Source organism: Pseudomonas cremoris (assembly GCF_014230465.1).
In genome coordinates, this window is sequence record NZ_JAAXCY010000003.1 from 317,346 (window position 1) to 335,964 (window position 18,619).

An 18,619-nucleotide genomic window follows, 5' to 3' on the forward strand; every position below is an offset into this window, starting at 1 on the left:
CTGGGGGGCTTATTCCACAGACCCTCCCGTTGCACCAAAGGTTTAACTAAAGCTGGCCATCGCGACAGTATTGCAGTTGCGAGCCGTTGGCCTGGCCCACGGTATGACAGGTAAACGGCAGCGGTTGCAGCTTGTCCATGCGTTGCACCAGGTAGAAGGGCTCTGCCAGATGAAACTGTTGTGGGGTTTTGTAGTTGCGTGCCCACCCGGCGCTGTAAAACTCGGCGGCATAGGAGCGCGCACCCAGATAGATCAGATCGCCGGGGGCCGAAGCCTGTTGCGCTTTCCAGAGTCCCACGATGTTTTTCTGGTTCTGGGGGCGGTCGGACGCCTTGCCGCTGATGATCAAGCCGCAGCCCACCACCGGCAACACCAGTGCGATGGCGGCGATTACTGTCCCACGGATGTTTCGACAGATCACATCGGCCAGCAATAATGCCCAGGCGGGCAGCGCTGGCAGCACATAGGTCCAAAGAATGTTGGTGGACATGGTAAAGAACAATGGCGCGGAAACAGCCCATCCCAGCACAAAGATGAAGTATTCGGGCTGATCCTCAAGGTGCCCGCGTAGCTTTATCAGCAGCGGTAAAAAAAGCGCCCAAGGCAGTAGCCCGCCCAGCAAGTGCAGCCAGATCATCCCCAACGGCTGCGCATGCGCGCTGCCGTAAAGGTCTCCTTGCCATTGGCTGATGGCATAGCGACTTAAATGTTCCCCGACGATGAAGTATTCCAGGAACCCAGGTGTTTTCTGCTCCGCAAGCCAATACCAGGGCAATGCCACGCCGAGGGTCAGCGCACTGCCCGATAACCAGGGTAGCTCCAACAAGCGGCGCCAATGGGCGGTGACTGCCAGCCATATGGCTGCAGGCATTGCAATCAGTACCAAGGCCAGAGGGCCTTTCGCGAGCAGGCCCAGGCCCAGCCCGAGAAAGCCAGCCAAGGCCCACCCGCGATCGCCGTGCATCAGCCCGCGCCACAGGCCAAAATGCGCGAGCAGCAGGGCGAATACCAGGGCTCCGTCGGTCAGCACGGCACCGCTTGAAAGAAACCCGAGCGTGCACGTCGAATAGATGATTGCGGCGGTCAATCCGACCTGTAGGCTTCGCTCTTGGCTGGCAAAGCGTACGATCAACAGACAGCTCGCGGCGTGCAGCAGCCAGCTCGAAAAGCGGCTGGAAAATTCGTGAATGCCGAACACTTTCATACTCAGGGCCTGGGCCCAAAACGACAGCGGCGGCTTGCCCCAGAATGGAACGTAGTGATCGAACATCGGTGTGATCCAGTCATTGGATGCGAGCATCTTGCGGGCAATTTCCGCATAGCGCGCTTCTGATGTATCCATGAGCGGATACAGCCCAAGTGTCCCCAGGCGCACGAGCAGCACACAAAGCAAGGTTCCCCAGAGCAAGCGAATGGAAACGGAAGGGTTCATGCCGGTAGCCTTATAAATGCGTGGATGAATTCAAGGTTGTTCTCGTTTGCACAGGGAGTTGGGTCTGGGACTGATGATGGCCAGCACCCTGGCGACGTACTCGCCGACCACCGCGGTACCCAGGCACAGCAGCAAGATCGCCTGCATCAGCAAGTGCTGGTAGGTGGGTTCGCCAAATGTTGCGACCCCGGCTATCCACAGAGAACCGAGTAAAAAACTGATCCCGCTCACGTAGCTATAAAGCCGCAAGGGGCGCGTGGAGAAGGCAAGGATCGAGTCGGCCCCGAGGTTTAGCAGCGACAACGTCGACCATTTCGTTTGGCCCGCCTGGCGGGGCTTGCGGTCGTAATTGACTTCGGTGGTGGGGTAGCCGAGCCAACTGACCAGTATTTTCAGGACGCCAGCGTTGTCGTCCATGGCGCGAATGGCGGCCAGCGCATTGGGCCCGATCAGCCGGAAATCACTGACCTCCCGGGGCACATCGAAGCCGTCGATCAACTGGTCCATTGCGGCGTAATAGCACCTGGCAGTCACGCGCTTGTGCCAGGAGTCGCCATGCCGTGAACGGCGCTGCATGTTTACGATTTCAAAACCCTTGCGCCACTCCTGCACCATCAGTGGGACCAGTTCGGGTGGGTCCTGCAGGTCACAATCCAAGATGATCACCGCACGGCCCTGTGCTTCATTAATACCGGCACGCATGGCTGCCTCTTTGCCGAAGTTACGGTTCAGGTGCAGGCTTCTGATTCTCGGGTCCAGGGAGAACTGATCGATTATTGCGGCGGTGTCGTCTTGGCTTCCGTCATTTATATAAAGCACTTCAAACGTGATATTTAATTGTTCAACTGCGTTCAGGAGACGCGCATGAAACTGTGCTAAAACACACTGCTCGTTAAAGCAGGGGATCAATAGCGTAAGTTCTGTAGAGGGCCCAGAGTCAGCGGCGAGGTGTGCGTTTGATGTCATGGTTGAATACCCAGTAATGATTGATCATAAATCCCTGGACGGTAACAATCGCCATTGCCGTTATTTGGGCGAGATACGCATGCATCCCCCAATGGGCCAGTAACCCGACGATAAGCGTGCTGGTTGCAACCTGGGTTGTGGCGCAGACGGCGAACCGAAATCCAATACAGCGGCGTTCGACGAATACCCAAGCCCTGTTGAGGCAGTAGGCGATACCGGCCCCGGTGGCCCCGGCGCAGAATGTTGAAAACGTCGGGCCCCGCCAAGGTAACAAACAGGCAAATATCACCAGGTGAGTTAACGTGGCGATGAAACCGGCCCCCAAGTAACGAATAAATAATCCACGTGTTTTTGGCATGGCTGGAATGTATAAGACTGAATGTGAATCAAATGTCACTTGGCGGTAGGTGTGGTTATGCCTGTTGTTGGGATTTAGTTGGAAGTTGAGGGATTAATCCTACAATCGTGTATGAAGTTGGAGTTTGCTCTGATGGAAATATTACTGGTGGAGAATGATCACGCATTAGCCGGGTCGCTGGGGGACTATTTAGCCGAGTTTGGTTACGACCTGGATTTTGCGCGCGATGGACTGAGTTGCCTGGAGCGTGTTCGGCAACATGAGTACGACCTGATTGTGATGGACGTGGCAATGCCCCGCATGAGCGGTTTTGACACTTGCCGCCAACTGCGTAGCCGGCAGTACCAGACGCCGGTTTTTTTTTTGACCGCACGTGACACTCTTTCGGACAAGGAGGAGGGCTATGCCGCCGGCGGCGATGACTACCTGGTCAAACCATTTGAGCCCCAGGAGTTGCTGTGGCGCATTCGCGCGTTGATGCGCCGCAGGGCTGCGCGCCCGTCGCACAGTCCCAGGCAATTGGGCGACCTTTTCCTTGATCCGGCCCTTCAGTCCTTCAGTTACAACGGTGTCGTCGCGGTGCTGCCAGCGCTCCAGTTCCGCCTGTTGAGCCTGCTCGCAGAGGAGGCACCGCATCCCGTCAGCCGTCGCAACCTGGAGGCGGCGCTGTGGCCAGCAGGCGACTCGCCCGACAGTGACGCACTGCGCACTTACATCTACCGACTCAGGCAGGCCTTGGGTAAACCCCACGGTAACGACTTGATCCGCACCGTCCACGGAAAAGGGTATCGCCTTGCTATTACCGATTGACTCGTTTTTCGCGCGTATGCTTTATGCGCTGCTGCCGTTCACGGTGCTGATCACCCTGTTCTATAGCTTGCTGATCTGGGCCGCAGTGATCCTCACCGAGGATTACATCGTCACCAGCTATCTGAGCCTGGAGTCACAGGCATTCCAGGAAAAATACGCCCAGTCGGGCCGCGCTGCTGTGATGCCCAACGCGATCTACCTGAAAGGCTACTGGTCGACGGATGCCAACCTGCCCGTCGCCGTCCGGCACTTGCCCATCGGCCACCATGAAATCGAGAAAGACGACATCCATGTGCTGGTGAGTGCGGTGGCCGGCGAAGCGGCGTTGCTGGTTCTGGTCATGGATGAATCCAGCCTCAGTCAAACCGAAGGCTATCGGGCTCAGGTCTTCGGGCTACTGTGTGCGGTGGCCGGGTTGATCCTGATACTGGGAGCGATTCTCGCCATCGCGATTGCTCGGACAATCGCCCGGCCGCTCAGTCAGTTGGCCGCCGAGGTGGCTCGATCACCCCTCGGGCAGCCCTGTTTCAGCGGGGTTGAACGTCGGGATGAAATCGGTGCGTTGAGCCGCACGCTGTCGTTACTGGTGGCCCAGCAAAACGCTGCGCTGCTGCGCGAGCAGGCCTTCACCCGACACGTCAGCCATGAGCTGCGCACCCCGTTGAGTATCCTGAACAACAGCTTGGCGATCCTTCGACTGCCAGGCTGCGGGGCGGACAAAGCGGCACGCAGCCTGCTGCGCATGGAGGGTGCACTGGCAGCCATGAAAATGACGATTGAGCTGTTTTTATCCCTGGCTCGTGAGTCGAGCCCGCCGCGCCAAGAGTCGACTGACCTGGCTGCTGTCATCGTTGAGCAGATCGAAAAATCTGAGCTGCTTTACCCGCTCATTGCGAGCGCCTCGGTGTTTATCGGTACAGAGCCACTTACCCTGCCAACAAGCGAGGCGATAGCGCGCAGCGTGGTGCAGAACCTGCTGGGCAACGCTGCCCAGCACGGTGCCGGCAAGGTCCGTGTCATCCTCACCAGGCAGCATTTGGTGATCATCAATAATCGTGTTGAGCAAGCCTCGTCGCAGGGTTATGGGTTCGGCCTGGAGATTGTTTCTCGTGCCTGCGCCATTACCGGCTGGCAACTCGATATACGTCGCACGCGCCACACCTTCAGGGTGTGCATTACGTTCATTTGAGATTGCCACTCAGAAACTGCTGCAAGCGCTCGCTCTTGGGGTTGCCCAGCACATCTTCCGGCGCACCTTGCTCTTCCACCAGGCCCTGGTGCAGGAACAACACCTGGCTCGACACTTTGCGAGCAAAGCTCATCTCGTGAGTCACCATGATCATGGTGCGGCCTTCCTCGGCCAGGCCCTGGATCACCTTGAGTACTTCGCCCACCAGTTCTGGGTCGAGGGCCGAGGTGGGTTCGTCGAACAGCATCACCTCCGGCTCCATCGCCAACGCGCGGGCGATGGCCACCCGTTGCTGCTGCCCGCCGGAGAGAAACGCCGGGTATTGGTCGGCCACGCGCGCAGGTAGACCCACTTTGTCCAGGTAGCGACGGGCACGGTCTTCGGCGTCTTTCTTGCTGCAGCCCAGCACCCGGCGCGGCGCCATGGTGATGTTCTCCAGCACACTCATGTGGCTCCACAGGTTGAAGTGCTGGAACACCATCGCCAGCCGCGTGCGCAGGCGTTGCAGCTCGGCATCATCGGCCACGCGCATGCCGTGGCGGTCGCTGACCATGCGGATCGGCTGGCCATCGAGCGTCATGGCGCCGTCGTTGGGGGTTTCCAGGAAGTTGATGCAACGCAAAAACGTGCTTTTGCCCGAGCCGCTGGCGCCGATCAGGCTGATCACATCACCGGTCTTGGCCTTGAGCGAGACGCCTTTGAGCACCTCATTGTCGCCATAGCTTTTATGCAGGCCTTCAACGGTCAATTTGTACATGGGGCGTGCATCCTCAAGGCGAAAGTAAATAGCCGCTGCGGTAGGCCTCGGTGCCTGCGACATGGGCGATGACCATCCCGGCAGTGGCCATGCGGCGTAGCGAGCGGGCGTAAAGCAGGCCGGCCTTCTGGCAGTGCACAGGCGTTACGCGGTCGGAAATGGGGTCGATGATTTCGGCGATCAATTGCCCGGCTTCCAGGTATTCCCCGGGCAGGGCGCTGAACACCAGCAGGCCGCCCACCGGTGTGGCAACCGGTTCAACCCCAGCCAACGGCGTGGCCGGGTAGGGCAGGTCGGGCAGTGGTGCTGCGTCGCCAGCAATTGCACCGAAATGGATCAGGTAGTCGATGATCGCCTGGCAATCGAGGGCGGCCAGGCCGTGGTTGACGTCGCCTTGGCCGCGCAACTCGACGGTCACCGAAAAACTGCCCATGGGAATCGGGAAGCGCTCGCCGAAGCGTTGCTGCAATTGCCACCACACCAAGGTGAAACATTCATCGAAGGATTGCCCGCCGGAATCGGTCGCGAGCAAGTTCGCCTCCGAGCCGATATAGCGCGCCAGCGGTTCTACCTGTGGCCAGGCCTCGGGCGTGGTGTACAGGTGTGCCACGGCTTCGAAGTCGCAATGCAGGTCCAGCACCATATCCGCATCGCAAGCCAGGCGTTGCAGCAACAGGCGTTGGGATTGCAATTGGGTGCTGGAGGTTTGTTCGGCCAGGGCGGCGGAGAGTGCGTCGCGGATCAGATCGACGTTATGCAGGGGATCGTCGCCAAGCAAGCTTTCGACCTGATCCCCCACCGCTTCACTGAGGTCGACAAACAGGCGATTGAAGTTCTGCCCGCTTTCCAACTCATAGCGGCCCAGCGGGATGTCCATCAACACCTGCTCCAGGCCCACCGGATTGGCGATGGGCACCAGTACGATCTCACTGCGCAGGCGTCCGGCCGCGGCCAGCTCCGCCAGACGCACCTTCAAGTGCCACGCCACCAACATGCCCGGCAGCTCATCGGCATGCAGCGACGACTGGATGTAGATCTTGCCTGCGGCCCGCTCCGGGCCGAAGTGGAAACTGTGGATCTTCCGCGCGGTTCCTGGCACCGGCGCGATCAGTTCATGCACCTGATGACGCATACACGCTCCTTAGTGGCTCGGCCCGAGAAAGGCCAGCCAGCGGCGCTCTGCCAGGCGAAACAGGCCGACTAACGCAAAGGTCACGGTCAGATAGATCAGCGCAGCGATGCCGAATGATTGGAAGGTCATATAAGTGGCCGAGTTGGCATCCCGCGCCACTTTGAGAATGTCGGGCACCGTCGCGGTAAAGGCCACGGTGGTCGAGTGCAGCATCAGGATCACTTCGTTGCTGTAGTACGGCAGCGAGCGTCGAAGGGCCGACGGCATGATCACGTAGGCATACAGCTTCCAGCCGCTGAGGCCGTAGGCTTTCGCGGCTTCGACTTCGCCATGGGCCATGCTGCGGATCGCCCCGGCGAAAATCTCCGTGGTGTAGGCGCACGTGTTCAGGGCGAAGGCCAGGATTGTGCAGTTCATCGCATCGCGAAAGAACGCGTCCAGCATCGGCTGCTCGCGCACCGCCGCGATGCTGTAGATCCCGGTGTAGCAGATCAGCAGCTGGATATAGAGCGGCGTCCCCCGAAACAGGTAGGTGTAGAACTGCACCGGCCAGCGCACCGCGCGGTTGCGCGACACGCGCGCGATGGACAACGGGATCGATACCAGGAACCCGATGACCAACGAGGCACTGAGCAGCCACATCGTCATGGCCAGCCCGGTGATGTGCTGGCCATCGCTATAAAGGAAGGGGCGCCAGTATTGCTGAAGAAGTTCGATCATCGTACGGCCTCCCGGCACCCGGCGGAGTAGCGACGTTCAAGCCTGCGCAGGACGAAGTTGGAGGCACTGGTGATCAACAGGTAGATAAACGCAGCCACCACCAGGAAATAGAACAGCTGATACGTGCTCTTGCCCGCATCCTGGGCGGCCTTGACCAAGTCTGCCAGACCGATGATCGACACCAGCGCCGTAGCCTTGAGCATGACCATCCAGTTATTGCCGATACCCGGCAGGGCAAAGCGCATCATCTGTGGGAACGTCACGTAGCGAAACCGCTGGCCGCGCTTGAGCCCGTAGGCGGTTGCAGCTTCCAGCTGGCCACGGGGCACGGCGAGTATGGCGCCGCGAAACGTCTCGGTGAAATAGGCACCGTAGATAAAGCCCAGGGTGATCACCCCGGCGCTGAATGGGTCGATCTCGATGTAGTCCCATTCCATGAAGTCGGTTAAACCGGTCAGCCAGATTTGCAGGCTGTAGAAAATCAGCAGCATCAACACGAGGTCGGGCACGCCCCGAATCAAAGTGGTGTAGAGCTGGGCGGGGATGCGCAACACGCGCACGCTGGACAATTTGGCGCTGGCACCGAGCAGGCCCAGCAGCACGCTGACGGCCAAGGAAGCGACCGACAACTTGACGGTCATCCACGTACCTTGCAGCAACAGTGGACCGAACCCCTTCAAGCTGAAGGCACCCAGCCCCAGGGTTTGCAAAAGATCTTCAAACATGAATTCAGGACCTGATGGCAATAAAAAAGCGCCCACTGCAAAACAAGTGGGCGCCAGGGTGTTATTTACCGCTGTACAGGTTCAGGTCGCCGAAGTGTTTCTTCTGGATGGTGGCGTAGGTGCCATCATCGTGTAACGCTTTGATACCTTTATCGAGCAAGGCCTTGAGGTCTTTGTTACCTTTTTTGATACCGACCGCCGTTTTCGAAGGCAGCAACGGGTCGTCGATGGCCTTGCTGACTTCGTAGTCAGCGCCGGCTGGCGACTTCAAGAACCCCAGTTCGGCTTGCAGCATGTCTTGCACCGAAGCGTCCAGACGGCCCGAAGTCAGGTCAGCGTAAACCTGGTCCTGGTTGGCGTAAGCCTTGGTGGTCACACCGGCCTTGTCCAGCACAGCCTTGGCGTAGGCTTCCTGGATGGTGCCTTGTTCATAGCCCACGGACTTGCCCTTGAGGGATTCAGGCGTGGAATAGTTCGCGCCTTTTTTGAACACCAGGGACGTCGGGCCGGAGAACAGCTCGCTCGAGAAGTCGATGGCCTTTTCACGGGCTTCGGTCACGGTCATCGAGGAAATCACACCGTCGAACTTGTTGGCGTTGAGCCCAGGAATCATGCCGTCGAAGTCGCTTTCGACCCACTTGCACTTGACCTTCAACTCGGCACAGATCGCATTGCCCAGGTCGATATCGAAGCCCACCAGGCTGCCATCGGCGGCTTTGGATTCAAACGGTGCGTAGGACGGATCGACACCAAAACGCAGTTCCTTGTATTCCTTGGCCAATGCGGTACCGGCGGCCATGCACAGAGCCAGTGCAGAAAGGGTCAGCAATGCTTTTTTCATTATGTAATCCCTGGAAACCAAGATAAGCGCTTGTGGCGCGTTTAGGACTGTTACTGAACGGTGTCAGACGCAACACAAGTAGCAATTTCTGCACCATAGTTCCGAATGATCGTTTTAAAAGGTGGGAATAGGGAGATCTGAGTGTAGGAGATGCCCGAAAGTGGGCACTAAAAATTCAGTGCACTATTTTGGGTCTGGCGAGGATCAAAATGTGGGAGCGGGCTTGCTCGCGAATGCGGTGTACCAGTCACAGATCAGTCAACTGACACGCCGCATTCGCGAGCAAGTCCGCTCCCCCAGGGGATATGTGTCAGGTCAGGAGGTCCTGCAGTGTGGCGAGACTGTCCGCTTCCTCCACCGCCTTATCCTGCCGCCACCGCAACATCCGTGGAAACCGCACCGCAATCCCACTCTTATGCCGCTTCGACAGGGCAATCCCCTCGAATCCCAGCTCAAACACCATGCTGGGCGTCACGCTGCTGACCGGGCCGAATTTTTCCACCGTGGTCTTGCGCACAATCGCGTCGACCTTGCGCATTTCTTCGTCGGTGAGCCCGGAGTACGCCTTGGCAAACGGCACCAACGTTCGCTCGCTGCCGGGCGGCCCGTCCCATACGGCGAAGGTGTAGTCGCTGTAGAGGCTGGCGCGCCGGCCATGCCCGCGTTGGGCGTAGATCAAGACGGCGTCGACGCTGAACGGGTCGACCTTCCACTTCCACCACAGGCCCATGTCCTTGGTCCGGCCCACGCCATATAGGCCTTGGCGATTCTTGAGCATCATGCCTTCCACGCCGAGGCTGCGGGATGCCTCACGCTGTTCGGCCAGGTCTTGCCAGGTGGCGCCCGTCAACAGCGGTGAGGCGCGCAGCACAGGCTGATTGCATTGAGTTATTACCTGCTCAAGTTGGGCGCGGCGTTCGGCCTGGGTGTGGTTGCGCCAATCATCGCCCTGATGTTCCAGCAGGTCGTAGGCCAGGACCGCTACAGGTGCATCCTCTAGGACTTTTTTACTCAACGTCTTGCGCCCGATGCGCTGTTGCAGCAAGGCGAAGGGTTGCACCGCGTCTTTCCACACCACGATTTCACCGTCGATCACCGTGCCATCCGGCAGGCCGCTCACCAGGCTGTGGAGTTCGGGGAATCGCTCGGTGACCAGTTCTTCGCCGCGTGACCACACCCACAGACGACCCTCGCGCTTGACCAGTTGCGCACGGATGCCGTCCCACTTCCACTCCACTTGCCAGTCGGCAGGGGAACCGAGCAGGGTGTCGAACTGCTCCAGTGGTTGTGCCAGTCCGTGGGCAAGAAAAAACGGATAAGGCTGTCCGCCGCGTTGTGCGTGTTCGTCGGACGATTCGGCAGCGATCAGCTTGAGGTACCCCTCAGCCGTAGGGCGATTGGACAAATCGGTGTAGCCCACCAGCCGTTGCGCCACGCGTTTGCTGTCCAGGTCGGCGAGGGCGGCGAGGGCGCGGGTGACCAGCAATTTGGACACGCCAACGCGAAAGCTACCGGTGATCAACTTGATGCACACCATCAAGCTTGGTTGGTCCAATTGCGCCCACAACGCGGGCAGGCGTTCAGCCAACTCCAGGGGCGGCAGGCCACGCAGCGGCAGCAGTTTTTCTTCCAGCCACACCGCGAGGCCATCCTGGGAGGTGTAGGGATAGTCCGGTAGCAGCAGCGAAATGGTCTCGGCCAGGTCGCCCACGGATTGATAGCTTTCTTCAAACAACCACGGCTCGATTGCGGCCGCTTCAGTGGCCATATCCCGCAGCAGTCGGCTCGGCACCAGTTGCCGAGGCCGACCACCGGAGAGAAAGTACACCGCCCACGCGGCGTCTTCCGGCGGGGCTTGGCGAAAGTAGGCCTGCAAGGCGGCGAGCTTGGCGTTGCTTGAGGTGGTGGCGTCGAGGTTGGCGTAGAGCTCGGCGAACGCTTTCATACGCTTGCCTCTTCTTCGTCATCGCCGTATTCGGTAGAAAAGCCCTGGGCATCCAGGCCTTTTTCCCGCAGGTGGCGCACCAGTACGCCGACAGAACCGTGGGTGACCATCACCCGTTCGGCACCGGTTTGTTCGATGGCCCACAACAGCCCGGGCCAGTCGGCGTGGTCTGACAGTACAAAGCCCCGGTCAACGCCGCGCCGCCGGCGCGTGCCACGCAGGCGCATCCAACCGCTGGCAAAGGCATCACTGTAGTCACCGAAGCGCTTGATCCAACTGCTGCCGCCGGCGGAGGGCGGGGCGATGATCAGGGCTTGGCGCAGTAGCGGGTCGGTCTTTTGGAAGTCCCCGGCGTAGAGGGTTTCCGGGATGTAGATACCGGCTTCGCGGTAGACGCGGTTCAACGGCTCTACCGCGCCGTGGCTGAGGATCGGGCCGATGCTGGCGTCGATGCCATGCAGGATCCGTTGAGCCTTACCAAAGGAATAACAGAACAACACGCTGGCCTTGCCGGCGGCGATATTGGCCTGCCACCAATCGTTGATTCCGGCAAAGACCTGCGCCTGGGGCTGCCAACGGTAGATCGGCAGGCCGAACGTCGACTCGGTGATAAAGGTATGGCAACGCACCGGCTCAAAGGGTGCGCAGGTGCCATCGGGCTCCACCTTGTAGTCACCGGATGCAACCCAGACTTCGCCCTGATATTCCAGGCGCACCTGGGCCGAACCGAGTACATGCCCGGCGGGATGGAAACTCAGGGTGACGCCGTGATGGTCCAGTCGTTCGCCGTAGGCCAGGGTTTGCAGATTGATGTCCTGGCCCAGGCGTGAGCGCAAGATGCCTTCGCCGGGAGCGGCGGCCAGGTAGTGCTGGTTGCCGGTGCGGGCGTGGTCGCCGTGGGCATGGGTGATGACTGCTCGCTCCACTGGACGCCAGGGGTCGATATAGAAGTCGCCGGCGGCGCAGTAGAGGCCTTCGGGGCGGGCGATGACAAGGTCCATGGGCGGTGCCGGGGGCGATGGGCTTATCAGTTAGGAGGGAAGTAAGACTTGAGAAGTTCTATCTGAATGCATGCAGAGCAAATGTGGGAGCGGGCTTGCTCGCGAATGCGGCGGTTCAGTCACATCTGCATTGACTGACACACCGCATTCGCGAGCAAGCCCGCTCCCACATGTTGATCCGGTTTCCTCAGGGAGAAATCGGGTTATTTACCGGGAGTCAGGGTAAGCCTGGTCTTCCCGTACACCTTCTCAAAGTTCTGCGGCTGCATCGGGAAGCTCAGGTATTGCGCCTTGAGCGACGGGTCGATGCCATTGGCATAGTTCGGGCTGGCCGGGTTGCCGGACTGGCCGATACCGCCTTGGCCCATCATCGGTTCCAACTGGCCGAAATCGACAATCATGCGCAACGCCGGTACTTGGCTCGTGTTGAAATCCTGGCCCCAGCTATACGGCGCCGGGTTCAAGGTGTTGTGGTCGCCACCACTGGCCAACGGGCCGCGAATCACTTGGCCGTTGATGTTTTTCCAGGTGGTGCTGTGCAACTTGCCCCACTGCCAGGCCTTGCGATCGGCGCCCAGTTGGCTGTCGCCAGCGGTAATCGCTGCCGCCAGGGTGCGGGCGAGGATCGCCGGTTTGTCTTCTTTCTGCGGGGTGCGTGTGTCGTCCCAGAACGGGCTGTCTTCGCGGCCCAGCAGGTGGTCGGCGGTGGCCGAGTAGGACAGGCTGGCAGTGCTGACAAACGCCTTCCAGCTGGCGCTGTTTTCCGGACCGAGCTTGTCGAGGAAGATCTGCTTGGCGCTTTCCTGCAGGAACAGTTCGTAGAGCGCGGCGTCGGCAGACGTCGACACCAGGCGACCGTCGAAGGCCATCAGGCGGCTCAGTGCCTCGCGTGCCTTCGTCTGCTCGGCGGCCGGCAGTGCATCGATCGCCTGTTTCAATGGCTGGGCCATGCCCGGCGCCTGGAACATGGTCTTGAGCTTGGCAGCGAAGGTGGTGGTCTGGTCGTACTGCATGGCGATCATGCTGCGGCTGTCATGCTTGCCGGCATTGGCCAGTTGCGCCAGGCGCTCGCTGCGCTCCGGTGCATCCCACGAATTGGACAACTGCATGCCATAACCGCGCGGAGCGGTGCGCTGGTTGGCTGTGCCGATCCAGCCTTGTGGCGGGTCCTGGTCATACGGGTGCAGCATCGCGTCGGCGTAGCCGTCCCAGTCAAAGCGCGCATCCCAGCCCGGCGAGGGCAGCAGGCCTTCGCCTTCGCGGCGGTTGGGGAAGCGGCCGGTGACTTGCCAGCCAATGTTGCTGGCGTCGGCGAAGATCATGTTCAGGGCGATGGCGCGGATCTCGCGGGTGGCGTCCGAGGCCTTGCCGGCGTTTTGCGCGCGGGACAGGTCGAAGAACGCGTCCAGGCTCTTGTCGTCCTTGAAGTCGGCGGTTTGCAGGGCCAGACCGAAGCCGCTGGTCAGCGCCTGGCTGCTGTTGAGCAGGGCGCCGTGACGGGTTTCGTACACCACTTCGCGGATCGAGCGCTGGCCTTTGATGAAGAAGGTTTCGTTACGCACGCCAGCGGGTAGCCATTTGCCGTTGTTCTCGTAGTACAGCGCGCTGCCTTGGCGTTTGACCTTTTCCAGGAACAGGTCCTGGGTGTCGCCCTTGACGGTGCTCATGCTCCACGCGACTTTGCCGTTAAAGCCGGACAACAGGGTCGGCAAGCCGGCAATCGAGGCACCAACGGCCTGGTATTTCGGCGCTCGGATCTGCACGTAGCTCCACGGCGACGGTGCTTGCGGTTGGGCCGACAGGTCACTGGCCAGCAGGCTTTTGCCGCTGCGGCTGCGTTGCGGGCCAATCGCCCAGTTGCTCGACGTGGTCACGGCCAACGCGTTGAGGCTGCTCAGTTGCTGGCTGACCGTGTCCAACCCGGCGAGGCCGGTGATCTGGCTCAGGTTCACGCCTTTGAGTTTCTCGGCCTCGGCCAGTGGGATGGCTTCATCCGGCGCGCTCGGTGTGAGCCAGGCGAGTTTGTCGACGCCGACCTTTTGCGCCAGCACCAGCGAGGAAATTTCTTCCTGCAGGTTGGCCGACTCGCTGAAATTCAGCAGGCAGAACAGCAGCGCCGAGTCTTCCGGCTTCCAGTATTCCGGCTTGTAGCCGGTCTGGGCCAGGTCCGGCGGCAGCTTGTCGCGGTAGCGGAACAGGTAGGCGTTGACGCCACGCGCGTAGACTTCGAAGAAGCGCTTGAGGCGCGGCGACGAGGCGTTATACAACTCGCCAGCGCTTTTTTTCAGGTTGACCGCACGCATGAAACGGTCGACATCCAGCACCTCGGGCCCGGACATTTCCGCCAGGCGGCCTTGGGCCAGCAGGCGCAGGGTGACCATCTGGGTGATGCGATCACTGGCGTGCACATAACCGAGGCTAAACAGCGCGTCGTGGAAGGTATTACTTTCGATCAGCGGCATGCCCTGGGCATTGCGGCGCACCGACACGTTTTGTGCCAAGCCTTTGATCGGCTGCACGCCGGCAACCGGCGGCAGGGTGTCCTGGGTGCTCTGGAGCTGGCAACCGGCCAGGCTTAACGCACTGGCCACTGCCGCGGCAACGCCGAACCGGGGAAGAAAATGTGAGAGGGCTGGCGAGGCCATGGCAAAGCTCCTGCGGGGGGTAGCGTCAGTAAAGGCGCTACGTTAGTGAGCGCGGCGAAACGACGCAAGCAGGAGTTTTGGCAATTGGGTGAGAACGTGAGACGGGTGGAGATTTAAGTGTGGGAGCGGGCTTGCTCGCGAATGCGGTGTGTCAGTCATATCTGCATTGACTGACACACTGCATTCGCGAGCAAGCCCGCTCCCACAGTTTGACCGCGTGAGACGTTAGATCAGGATTTGGGCGGGTTGACCTTTTGCACCAGTTCATAGGCCCTGATAGTCGCCGGCCGCTCCTTGATGCTGTTGAACCAGCGATGCAGATGGGGGAAATCTTCCAGCCGCTGGCTCTGCCACTTGTGGGAAACAATCCATGGGTAGATCGCCATATCGGCAATGCTGTAGGCCTCGCCCGCCACGAACGCACGGTCCGCCAGGCGCCGATCAAGTACGCCATACAGGCGCGCGGTTTCATCTACATAGCGCTTGATCGCGTAGGGGATTTTTTCCGGTGCGAACTGGCTGAAATGGTGGTTCTGCCCCGCCATTGGCCCCAAGCCGCCCATTTGCCAGAACAGCCATTGCAGGGTTTCCTGACGACCGCGTAGGTCTTGTGGGATGAACTGGCCAGTTTTTTCCGCGAGATAAAGCAGGATTGCGCCGGATTCAAACAGCGAAATCGGCGCCCCACCGTCGGTCGGATGGTGATCGACGATGGCCGGAATGCGGTTGTTGGGAGCGATCTTCAGGAAGTCTGGCTTGAACTGGTCGCCCTGGCCGATATTGATCGGGTGCACCTCGTAGGGCAGTCCGGCTTCTTCCAGGAACAATGACACTTTGTGACCGTTGGGGGTTGTCCAGTAATACAGGTCGATCATGAAGCTCTCCAATTGAGCGAATGCCTGTAGGTATAGGTGATGTTGGGTGTACGAAAATTCAATGAAACATTTGCGCATACCCTTAGAAGCAAATCACACGGCCCCGTCCACCAGCACCTGCAACGACTGCTGCGAACAGCGCTCAATACGCACCTGCACGCGGTAGACCTCGGCAAACAGCAGTGGGTCGAGCACGTCATCCGCTTTGCCGCTGGCGTACAAGCGGCCCTGGCGCAACACGGCGATTCGATCGGCGAAGCGCGCGGCCAGGTTGATGTCGTGCAGCACCACCACGGCAATCAGGTTGTGTTCGCGCACCAGGCTGCGCACACATTCCATGACTTTCAATTGGTAGTTGAGGTCGAGGGCACTGGTGGGTTCGTCCAGCAGCATCACTTGGGGGCGACGGGCGATGAGCTGGGCGAGGCTGACCAGTTGGCGCTGGCCGCCGGACAACGTGCTCAGCAGTTGATCTGCCAGATGGGCGATGCCAATGCGCTGCAACGCCTCGAAGGCTTCACGCAGGCAAGCGTCGCCGGACAACGGAATGCCGTCCACATTGGCCACGCGCAAGGCGGCGATCACACTTTCCATCACACTGAGGCTCAACCCCGGCGGCAGGTTTTGCGGCATGTACGTCACACGTCGTGCACGTTCAGCCACCGACATGGCCGACAAGTCCAGGTCACCCAGTCGCACAACACCTTGCATCTTTTCCAGCCCGGCCACGGCACGCAGCAAGGTCGACTTGCCGGCGCCATTGGGGCCGATCAGTGCGGTCAAGCTGCCTGGCGGCAGGGGCGGCAGGCTCAGGTCATGCACGATCTGCCGACGACCATAACTGACATTGGCGTTGTGGATGCTCAACCCCTTGCTCATAACTGCCTCCCACGCTTGAACACCAGCACCACAAAAATCGGCACGCCCACCAAGGCCGTGACGATGCCCACCGGCACGATCACGCCGGGCATGATCAGCTTGCTGGCAATCGACGACAGCGATAGCAGCAACGCACCGGTCAAGGCGCTGGCCGGCAGCAGGAAGCGCTGGTCTTCGCCCACCAGAATCCGTGCGATATGCGGACCCACCAGGCCGATAAATCCGATAGTGCCTACAAACGCCACGGCGGTAGCCGACAACAGGCTGATGCGCAGCAACGAGAAAAACCGCAGCCGCTTCACGTCCACGCCAAAGCTTTGTGCACGGTCTTCGCCCATGCGCAGCAAGGTCAGGCGTGGCGCGGCGGTGAAGGAAAACGGCAACACCACCGCGACCACCAGCGCCAGGATGCCGAGTTTGTCCCAGTTGGCGCGGGTGACGCTGCCCAGGGTCCAGAACACCAGTTGTTGCAGCACATCTTCAGTGGCCACCAGTTGCAGCAAGGCCACCACCGCGTTGCAACTGAACACCAAGGCGATGCCGAACAGCACCAGGCTTTCTACCCCGGCGCCGCGCAGGCGTGACATGGCTTGCAGCAAAAACACGGAAGCCGCTGCGAAGATGAATGCCGAGAGGGAGATCGCGGTGTTGGCCGACACCCACAGCGTGGTCACCGGAAAGACGATCACCAAGGACGCACCCAATGCCGCCGCCGACGAAACGCCCAGGGTAAACGGGCTGGCTAGCGGGTTATTCAAGATCGCCTGCATCTCGGCCCCGGCCAGCGACAGCGCGCACCCCACCAGCACGGCCATCAGCGCATAGGGCAGGCGCACGTTCCAGATGATCACCTGGTCGGTGGCGCTCAAATGGGAGGGGTGCACAATCCCGTCGAGCAAGGCCAAGAGGCCCATGCCCGACGGGCCGCTGGCCAGGTCTACCAGGATGGCGCAGGACAGCGCTGTGCCGAGCAGGGCCAGCAACCACGCACGCCGTGCGAGCAGGCGACGGTAGCCGTGGGTGGCACTGGCGAGGTCGAGGGTTTGAGAGGTCATGTGGCTCACACAATCTGGAAAAAATGAGGATCCAAATGTGGGAGCTGGCTTGTGTGGGAGCGGGCTTGCTCGCGAATGGGGTCTATCAGTCAACATCTCTGGTGACTGACACTGCGCCTTCGCGAGCAAGCCCGCTCCCACACAAGCCCGCTCCCACAACTATCGGTGTGTTATTTGGATTGGGTGTCGATCCAGTAGGCACCCTGCAACGGCATCCCCAGGAACTGCCCGTTGATCTGTTCCATGGTCGCCTGCGGGTCCAGCTTGGCGAACAACGCCGGGTGCACCCACTTGGCCAGCGCTTCAATGGCCAGAAGGTTGTACGGCGAGTTGTAGAAGTCGTGCCACAAACCGTGGGAATTGCCCTCGCGAATTGCACGAAGGTTGGAGAATTCCGGACGCGCCAGCACCCGGTCAAAGGCCTCGCGGGCTTCGTCGGTGCTCACGCCAGCGCCCAGGATCAGCCCCGGTTTGTGGTTGCCAGTGGCGACATACACATCCGGATCAGCCTTCAGCGCGTACTCCACGCTGATATCTCCCAGCGCTCCGGGCACCACGTCGGCGGCGATATTGCGCCCACCCACCAACTTGATCACTTCCCCCATGCCGCTCTTGCCGGTGGTGTGGCCCGGTGCTTGCCAGGCGCCGGCGAGCAGTTCAAGGAACACGCTTGGGCGTGGGCCCGCAGGCAGGGTGGCCACGGCGTCGGTGATGACCTTGATGTGTGCGTCATAGAAGTCCAGGAATGCCTTGGCCTGGGCTTCGCGACCCAATGCCTGGCCCAGCGCGTTCATGCTGGCGTGGGTGCCTTGTACCGGGTTGATGCGAAAGTCGACGAACAGCACAGGAATGCCGGCCTTGGCCAGCACATCAGCGACTGGGCTGTGTTCGGTAGGGCCGTGGCCAGAGATGCTGAACACCGCCAGATCCGGTTTAAGCGACAGGATTTCCTCGGCACTGACGCTTTGTTCCGACGCCTGGCCGATCAGTGGAATGTCCTTCACCGTCGGAAATTTCGCCACGTAGGCGTTGTAGGTGTGCTGGTCCAGCAGCTTCAAATCGTTCTGCCAGCCGACGATGCGCTGGAACGGTGCGTCCTTGTCCAACAGGGCGAATGCCGAAATCAACCGGCCTTCGCCGAGCACCACACGTTTGACGTGATCGGTGACTTCGACCTTGCGGCCCAGCACATCGGTGACTTCCTGAGCGGCGGCGGACTCGACGTGGCCGATGACCAGCGCGGCGAACAGCATGCCGAGCTTGAGCAGGTGACGGGGTTTGGACATGGC

17 protein-coding genes are annotated in these 18,619 nt (G+C 60.4%); 2 read left to right on the forward strand and 15 right to left on the reverse strand.

Annotated elements, in window-relative coordinates; all coding sequences use genetic code 11:
* Positions 1-46 precede the first annotated feature (46 nt).
* The 3 genes from HF257_RS08155 to HF257_RS08165 form a co-directional block, all read right to left on the reverse strand.
* A complete protein-coding gene (locus HF257_RS08155; protein WP_233100286.1) occupies positions 47-1,342 on the reverse strand; it encodes an ArnT family glycosyltransferase in 1,296 nt (431 codons plus the stop codon).
* A gap of 120 nt (positions 1,343-1,462) precedes the next feature.
* Positions 1,463-2,398: a glycosyltransferase family 2 protein gene (locus HF257_RS08160; protein WP_185707356.1), complete on the reverse strand. Its 936-nt coding sequence runs from the start codon at positions 2,396-2,398 to the stop codon at positions 1,463-1,465.
* On the reverse strand, positions 2,370-2,756 hold the full coding sequence (locus HF257_RS08165; RefSeq protein WP_185707354.1) for a GtrA family protein: 387 nt from the start codon (positions 2,754-2,756) through the stop codon (positions 2,370-2,372). The genes HF257_RS08160 and HF257_RS08165 overlap by 29 nt, the downstream gene beginning before the upstream one ends.
* A gap of 132 nt (positions 2,757-2,888) precedes the next feature.
* On the opposite strand from HF257_RS08165, the gene HF257_RS08170 reads away from it, so the two are divergent.
* The gene (locus HF257_RS08170; protein ID WP_185707352.1) at positions 2,889-3,566 is read left to right on the forward strand and encodes a response regulator transcription factor; all 678 of its coding nucleotides are present in this window, start codon (positions 2,889-2,891) and stop codon (positions 3,564-3,566) included.
* The gene (locus HF257_RS08175) at positions 3,550-4,755 is read left to right on the forward strand and encodes a sensor histidine kinase (protein WP_185707350.1); all 1,206 of its coding nucleotides are present in this window, start codon (positions 3,550-3,552) and stop codon (positions 4,753-4,755) included. The genes HF257_RS08170 and HF257_RS08175 overlap by 17 nt, the downstream gene beginning before the upstream one ends.
* Here the strand turns inward: HF257_RS08175 and HF257_RS08180 are convergent.
* The 12 genes from HF257_RS08180 to HF257_RS08235 form a co-directional block, all read right to left on the reverse strand.
* A complete protein-coding gene (locus HF257_RS08180; protein ID WP_016976886.1) occupies positions 4,748-5,512 on the reverse strand; it encodes an ABC transporter ATP-binding protein in 765 nt (254 codons plus the stop codon). The two genes, HF257_RS08175 and HF257_RS08180, sit on opposite strands and share 8 nt — an antisense overlap.
* Positions 5,513-5,525: 13 nt before the next feature.
* A complete protein-coding gene (locus tag HF257_RS08185) occupies positions 5,526-6,644 on the reverse strand; it encodes a succinylglutamate desuccinylase/aspartoacylase family protein (RefSeq protein ID WP_185707348.1) in 1,119 nt (372 codons plus the stop codon).
* A 9-nt stretch (positions 6,645-6,653) separates the two neighbouring features.
* On the reverse strand, positions 6,654-7,364 hold the full coding sequence (locus tag HF257_RS08190) for an ABC transporter permease (protein WP_185707345.1): 711 nt from the start codon (positions 7,362-7,364) through the stop codon (positions 6,654-6,656).
* Positions 7,361-8,089 (reverse strand): ABC transporter permease, encoded by a 729-nt coding sequence (locus HF257_RS08195; RefSeq protein ID WP_185707343.1) that lies wholly within the window; start codon positions 8,087-8,089, stop codon positions 7,361-7,363. The genes HF257_RS08190 and HF257_RS08195 overlap by 4 nt, the downstream gene beginning before the upstream one ends.
* A 61-nt stretch (positions 8,090-8,150) precedes the next feature.
* A complete protein-coding gene (locus HF257_RS08200; protein ID WP_065903021.1) occupies positions 8,151-8,930 on the reverse strand; it encodes a transporter substrate-binding domain-containing protein in 780 nt (259 codons plus the stop codon).
* 310 nt (positions 8,931-9,240) lie between these two features.
* On the reverse strand, positions 9,241-10,875 hold the full coding sequence (locus HF257_RS08205; RefSeq protein ID WP_185707341.1) for an ATP-dependent DNA ligase: 1,635 nt from the start codon (positions 10,873-10,875) through the stop codon (positions 9,241-9,243).
* Positions 10,872-11,876, reverse strand: coding sequence for a ligase-associated DNA damage response exonuclease (locus HF257_RS08210; protein WP_185707339.1), 1,005 nt, complete (start codon positions 11,874-11,876; stop codon positions 10,872-10,874). Before HF257_RS08210 ends, HF257_RS08205 begins: the two co-directional genes overlap by 4 nt.
* Positions 11,877-12,079: 203 nt before the next feature.
* The gene (locus tag HF257_RS08215) at positions 12,080-14,521 is read right to left on the reverse strand and encodes a penicillin acylase family protein (protein ID WP_185707337.1); all 2,442 of its coding nucleotides are present in this window, start codon (positions 14,519-14,521) and stop codon (positions 12,080-12,082) included.
* Between the two features lie 230 nt (positions 14,522-14,751).
* Positions 14,752-15,396, reverse strand: coding sequence for a glutathione S-transferase N-terminal domain-containing protein (locus HF257_RS08220; protein WP_185707335.1), 645 nt, complete (start codon positions 15,394-15,396; stop codon positions 14,752-14,754).
* Between the two features lie 93 nt (positions 15,397-15,489).
* Positions 15,490-16,275 (reverse strand): ABC transporter ATP-binding protein, encoded by a 786-nt coding sequence (locus HF257_RS08225; protein ID WP_185707333.1) that lies wholly within the window; start codon positions 16,273-16,275, stop codon positions 15,490-15,492.
* The gene (locus HF257_RS08230) at positions 16,272-17,330 is read right to left on the reverse strand and encodes a FecCD family ABC transporter permease (protein WP_185707331.1); all 1,059 of its coding nucleotides are present in this window, start codon (positions 17,328-17,330) and stop codon (positions 16,272-16,274) included. The genes HF257_RS08225 and HF257_RS08230 overlap by 4 nt, the downstream gene beginning before the upstream one ends.
* A gap of 170 nt (positions 17,331-17,500) precedes the next feature.
* Positions 17,501-18,616 carry an ABC transporter substrate-binding protein gene (locus tag HF257_RS08235; RefSeq protein ID WP_185707329.1) on the reverse strand — a complete coding sequence of 372 codons (1,116 nt, stop codon included), beginning with the start codon at positions 18,614-18,616 and terminating at the stop codon, positions 17,501-17,503.
* Between the last annotated feature and the right edge of the window lie 3 nt (positions 18,617-18,619).

What these genes read in the sequence shown, in the direction of transcription:
- HF257_RS08155 (WP_233100286.1), bottom strand. Translation starts at nt 1,342, where the DNA reads ATGGATACATCAGAAGCGCGCTATGCGGAAATTGCCCGCAAGATGCTC.
- HF257_RS08160 (WP_185707356.1), bottom strand. Translation starts at nt 2,398, where the DNA reads ATGACATCAAACGCACACCTCGCCGCTGACTCTGGGCCCTCTACAGAA.
- HF257_RS08165 (WP_185707354.1), bottom strand. Translation starts at nt 2,756, where the DNA reads ATGCCAAAAACACGTGGATTATTTATTCGTTACTTGGGGGCCGGTTTC.
- HF257_RS08170 (WP_185707352.1), top strand. Translation starts at nt 2,889, where the DNA reads ATGGAAATATTACTGGTGGAGAATGATCACGCATTAGCCGGGTCGCTG.
- HF257_RS08180 (WP_016976886.1), bottom strand. Translation starts at nt 5,512, where the DNA reads ATGTACAAATTGACCGTTGAAGGCCTGCATAAAAGCTATGGCGACAAT.
- HF257_RS08185 (WP_185707348.1), bottom strand. Translation starts at nt 6,644, where the DNA reads ATGCGTCATCAGGTGCATGAACTGATCGCGCCGGTGCCAGGAACCGCG.
- HF257_RS08190 (WP_185707345.1), bottom strand. Translation starts at nt 7,364, where the DNA reads ATGATCGAACTTCTTCAGCAATACTGGCGCCCCTTCCTTTATAGCGAT.
- HF257_RS08195 (WP_185707343.1), bottom strand. Translation starts at nt 8,089, where the DNA reads ATGTTTGAAGATCTTTTGCAAACCCTGGGGCTGGGTGCCTTCAGCTTG.
- HF257_RS08200 (WP_065903021.1), bottom strand. Translation starts at nt 8,930, where the DNA reads ATGAAAAAAGCATTGCTGACCCTTTCTGCACTGGCTCTGTGCATGGCC.
- HF257_RS08205 (WP_185707341.1), bottom strand. Translation starts at nt 10,875, where the DNA reads ATGAAAGCGTTCGCCGAGCTCTACGCCAACCTCGACGCCACCACCTCA.
- HF257_RS08210 (WP_185707339.1), bottom strand. Translation starts at nt 11,876, where the DNA reads ATGGACCTTGTCATCGCCCGCCCCGAAGGCCTCTACTGCGCCGCCGGC.
- HF257_RS08215 (WP_185707337.1), bottom strand. Translation starts at nt 14,521, where the DNA reads ATGGCCTCGCCAGCCCTCTCACATTTTCTTCCCCGGTTCGGCGTTGCC.
- HF257_RS08220 (WP_185707335.1), bottom strand. Translation starts at nt 15,396, where the DNA reads ATGATCGACCTGTATTACTGGACAACCCCCAACGGTCACAAAGTGTCA.
- HF257_RS08225 (WP_185707333.1), bottom strand. Translation starts at nt 16,275, where the DNA reads ATGAGCAAGGGGTTGAGCATCCACAACGCCAATGTCAGTTATGGTCGT.
- HF257_RS08230 (WP_185707331.1), bottom strand. Translation starts at nt 17,330, where the DNA reads ATGACCTCTCAAACCCTCGACCTCGCCAGTGCCACCCACGGCTACCGT.
- HF257_RS08235 (WP_185707329.1), bottom strand. Translation starts at nt 18,616, where the DNA reads ATGTCCAAACCCCGTCACCTGCTCAAGCTCGGCATGCTGTTCGCCGCG.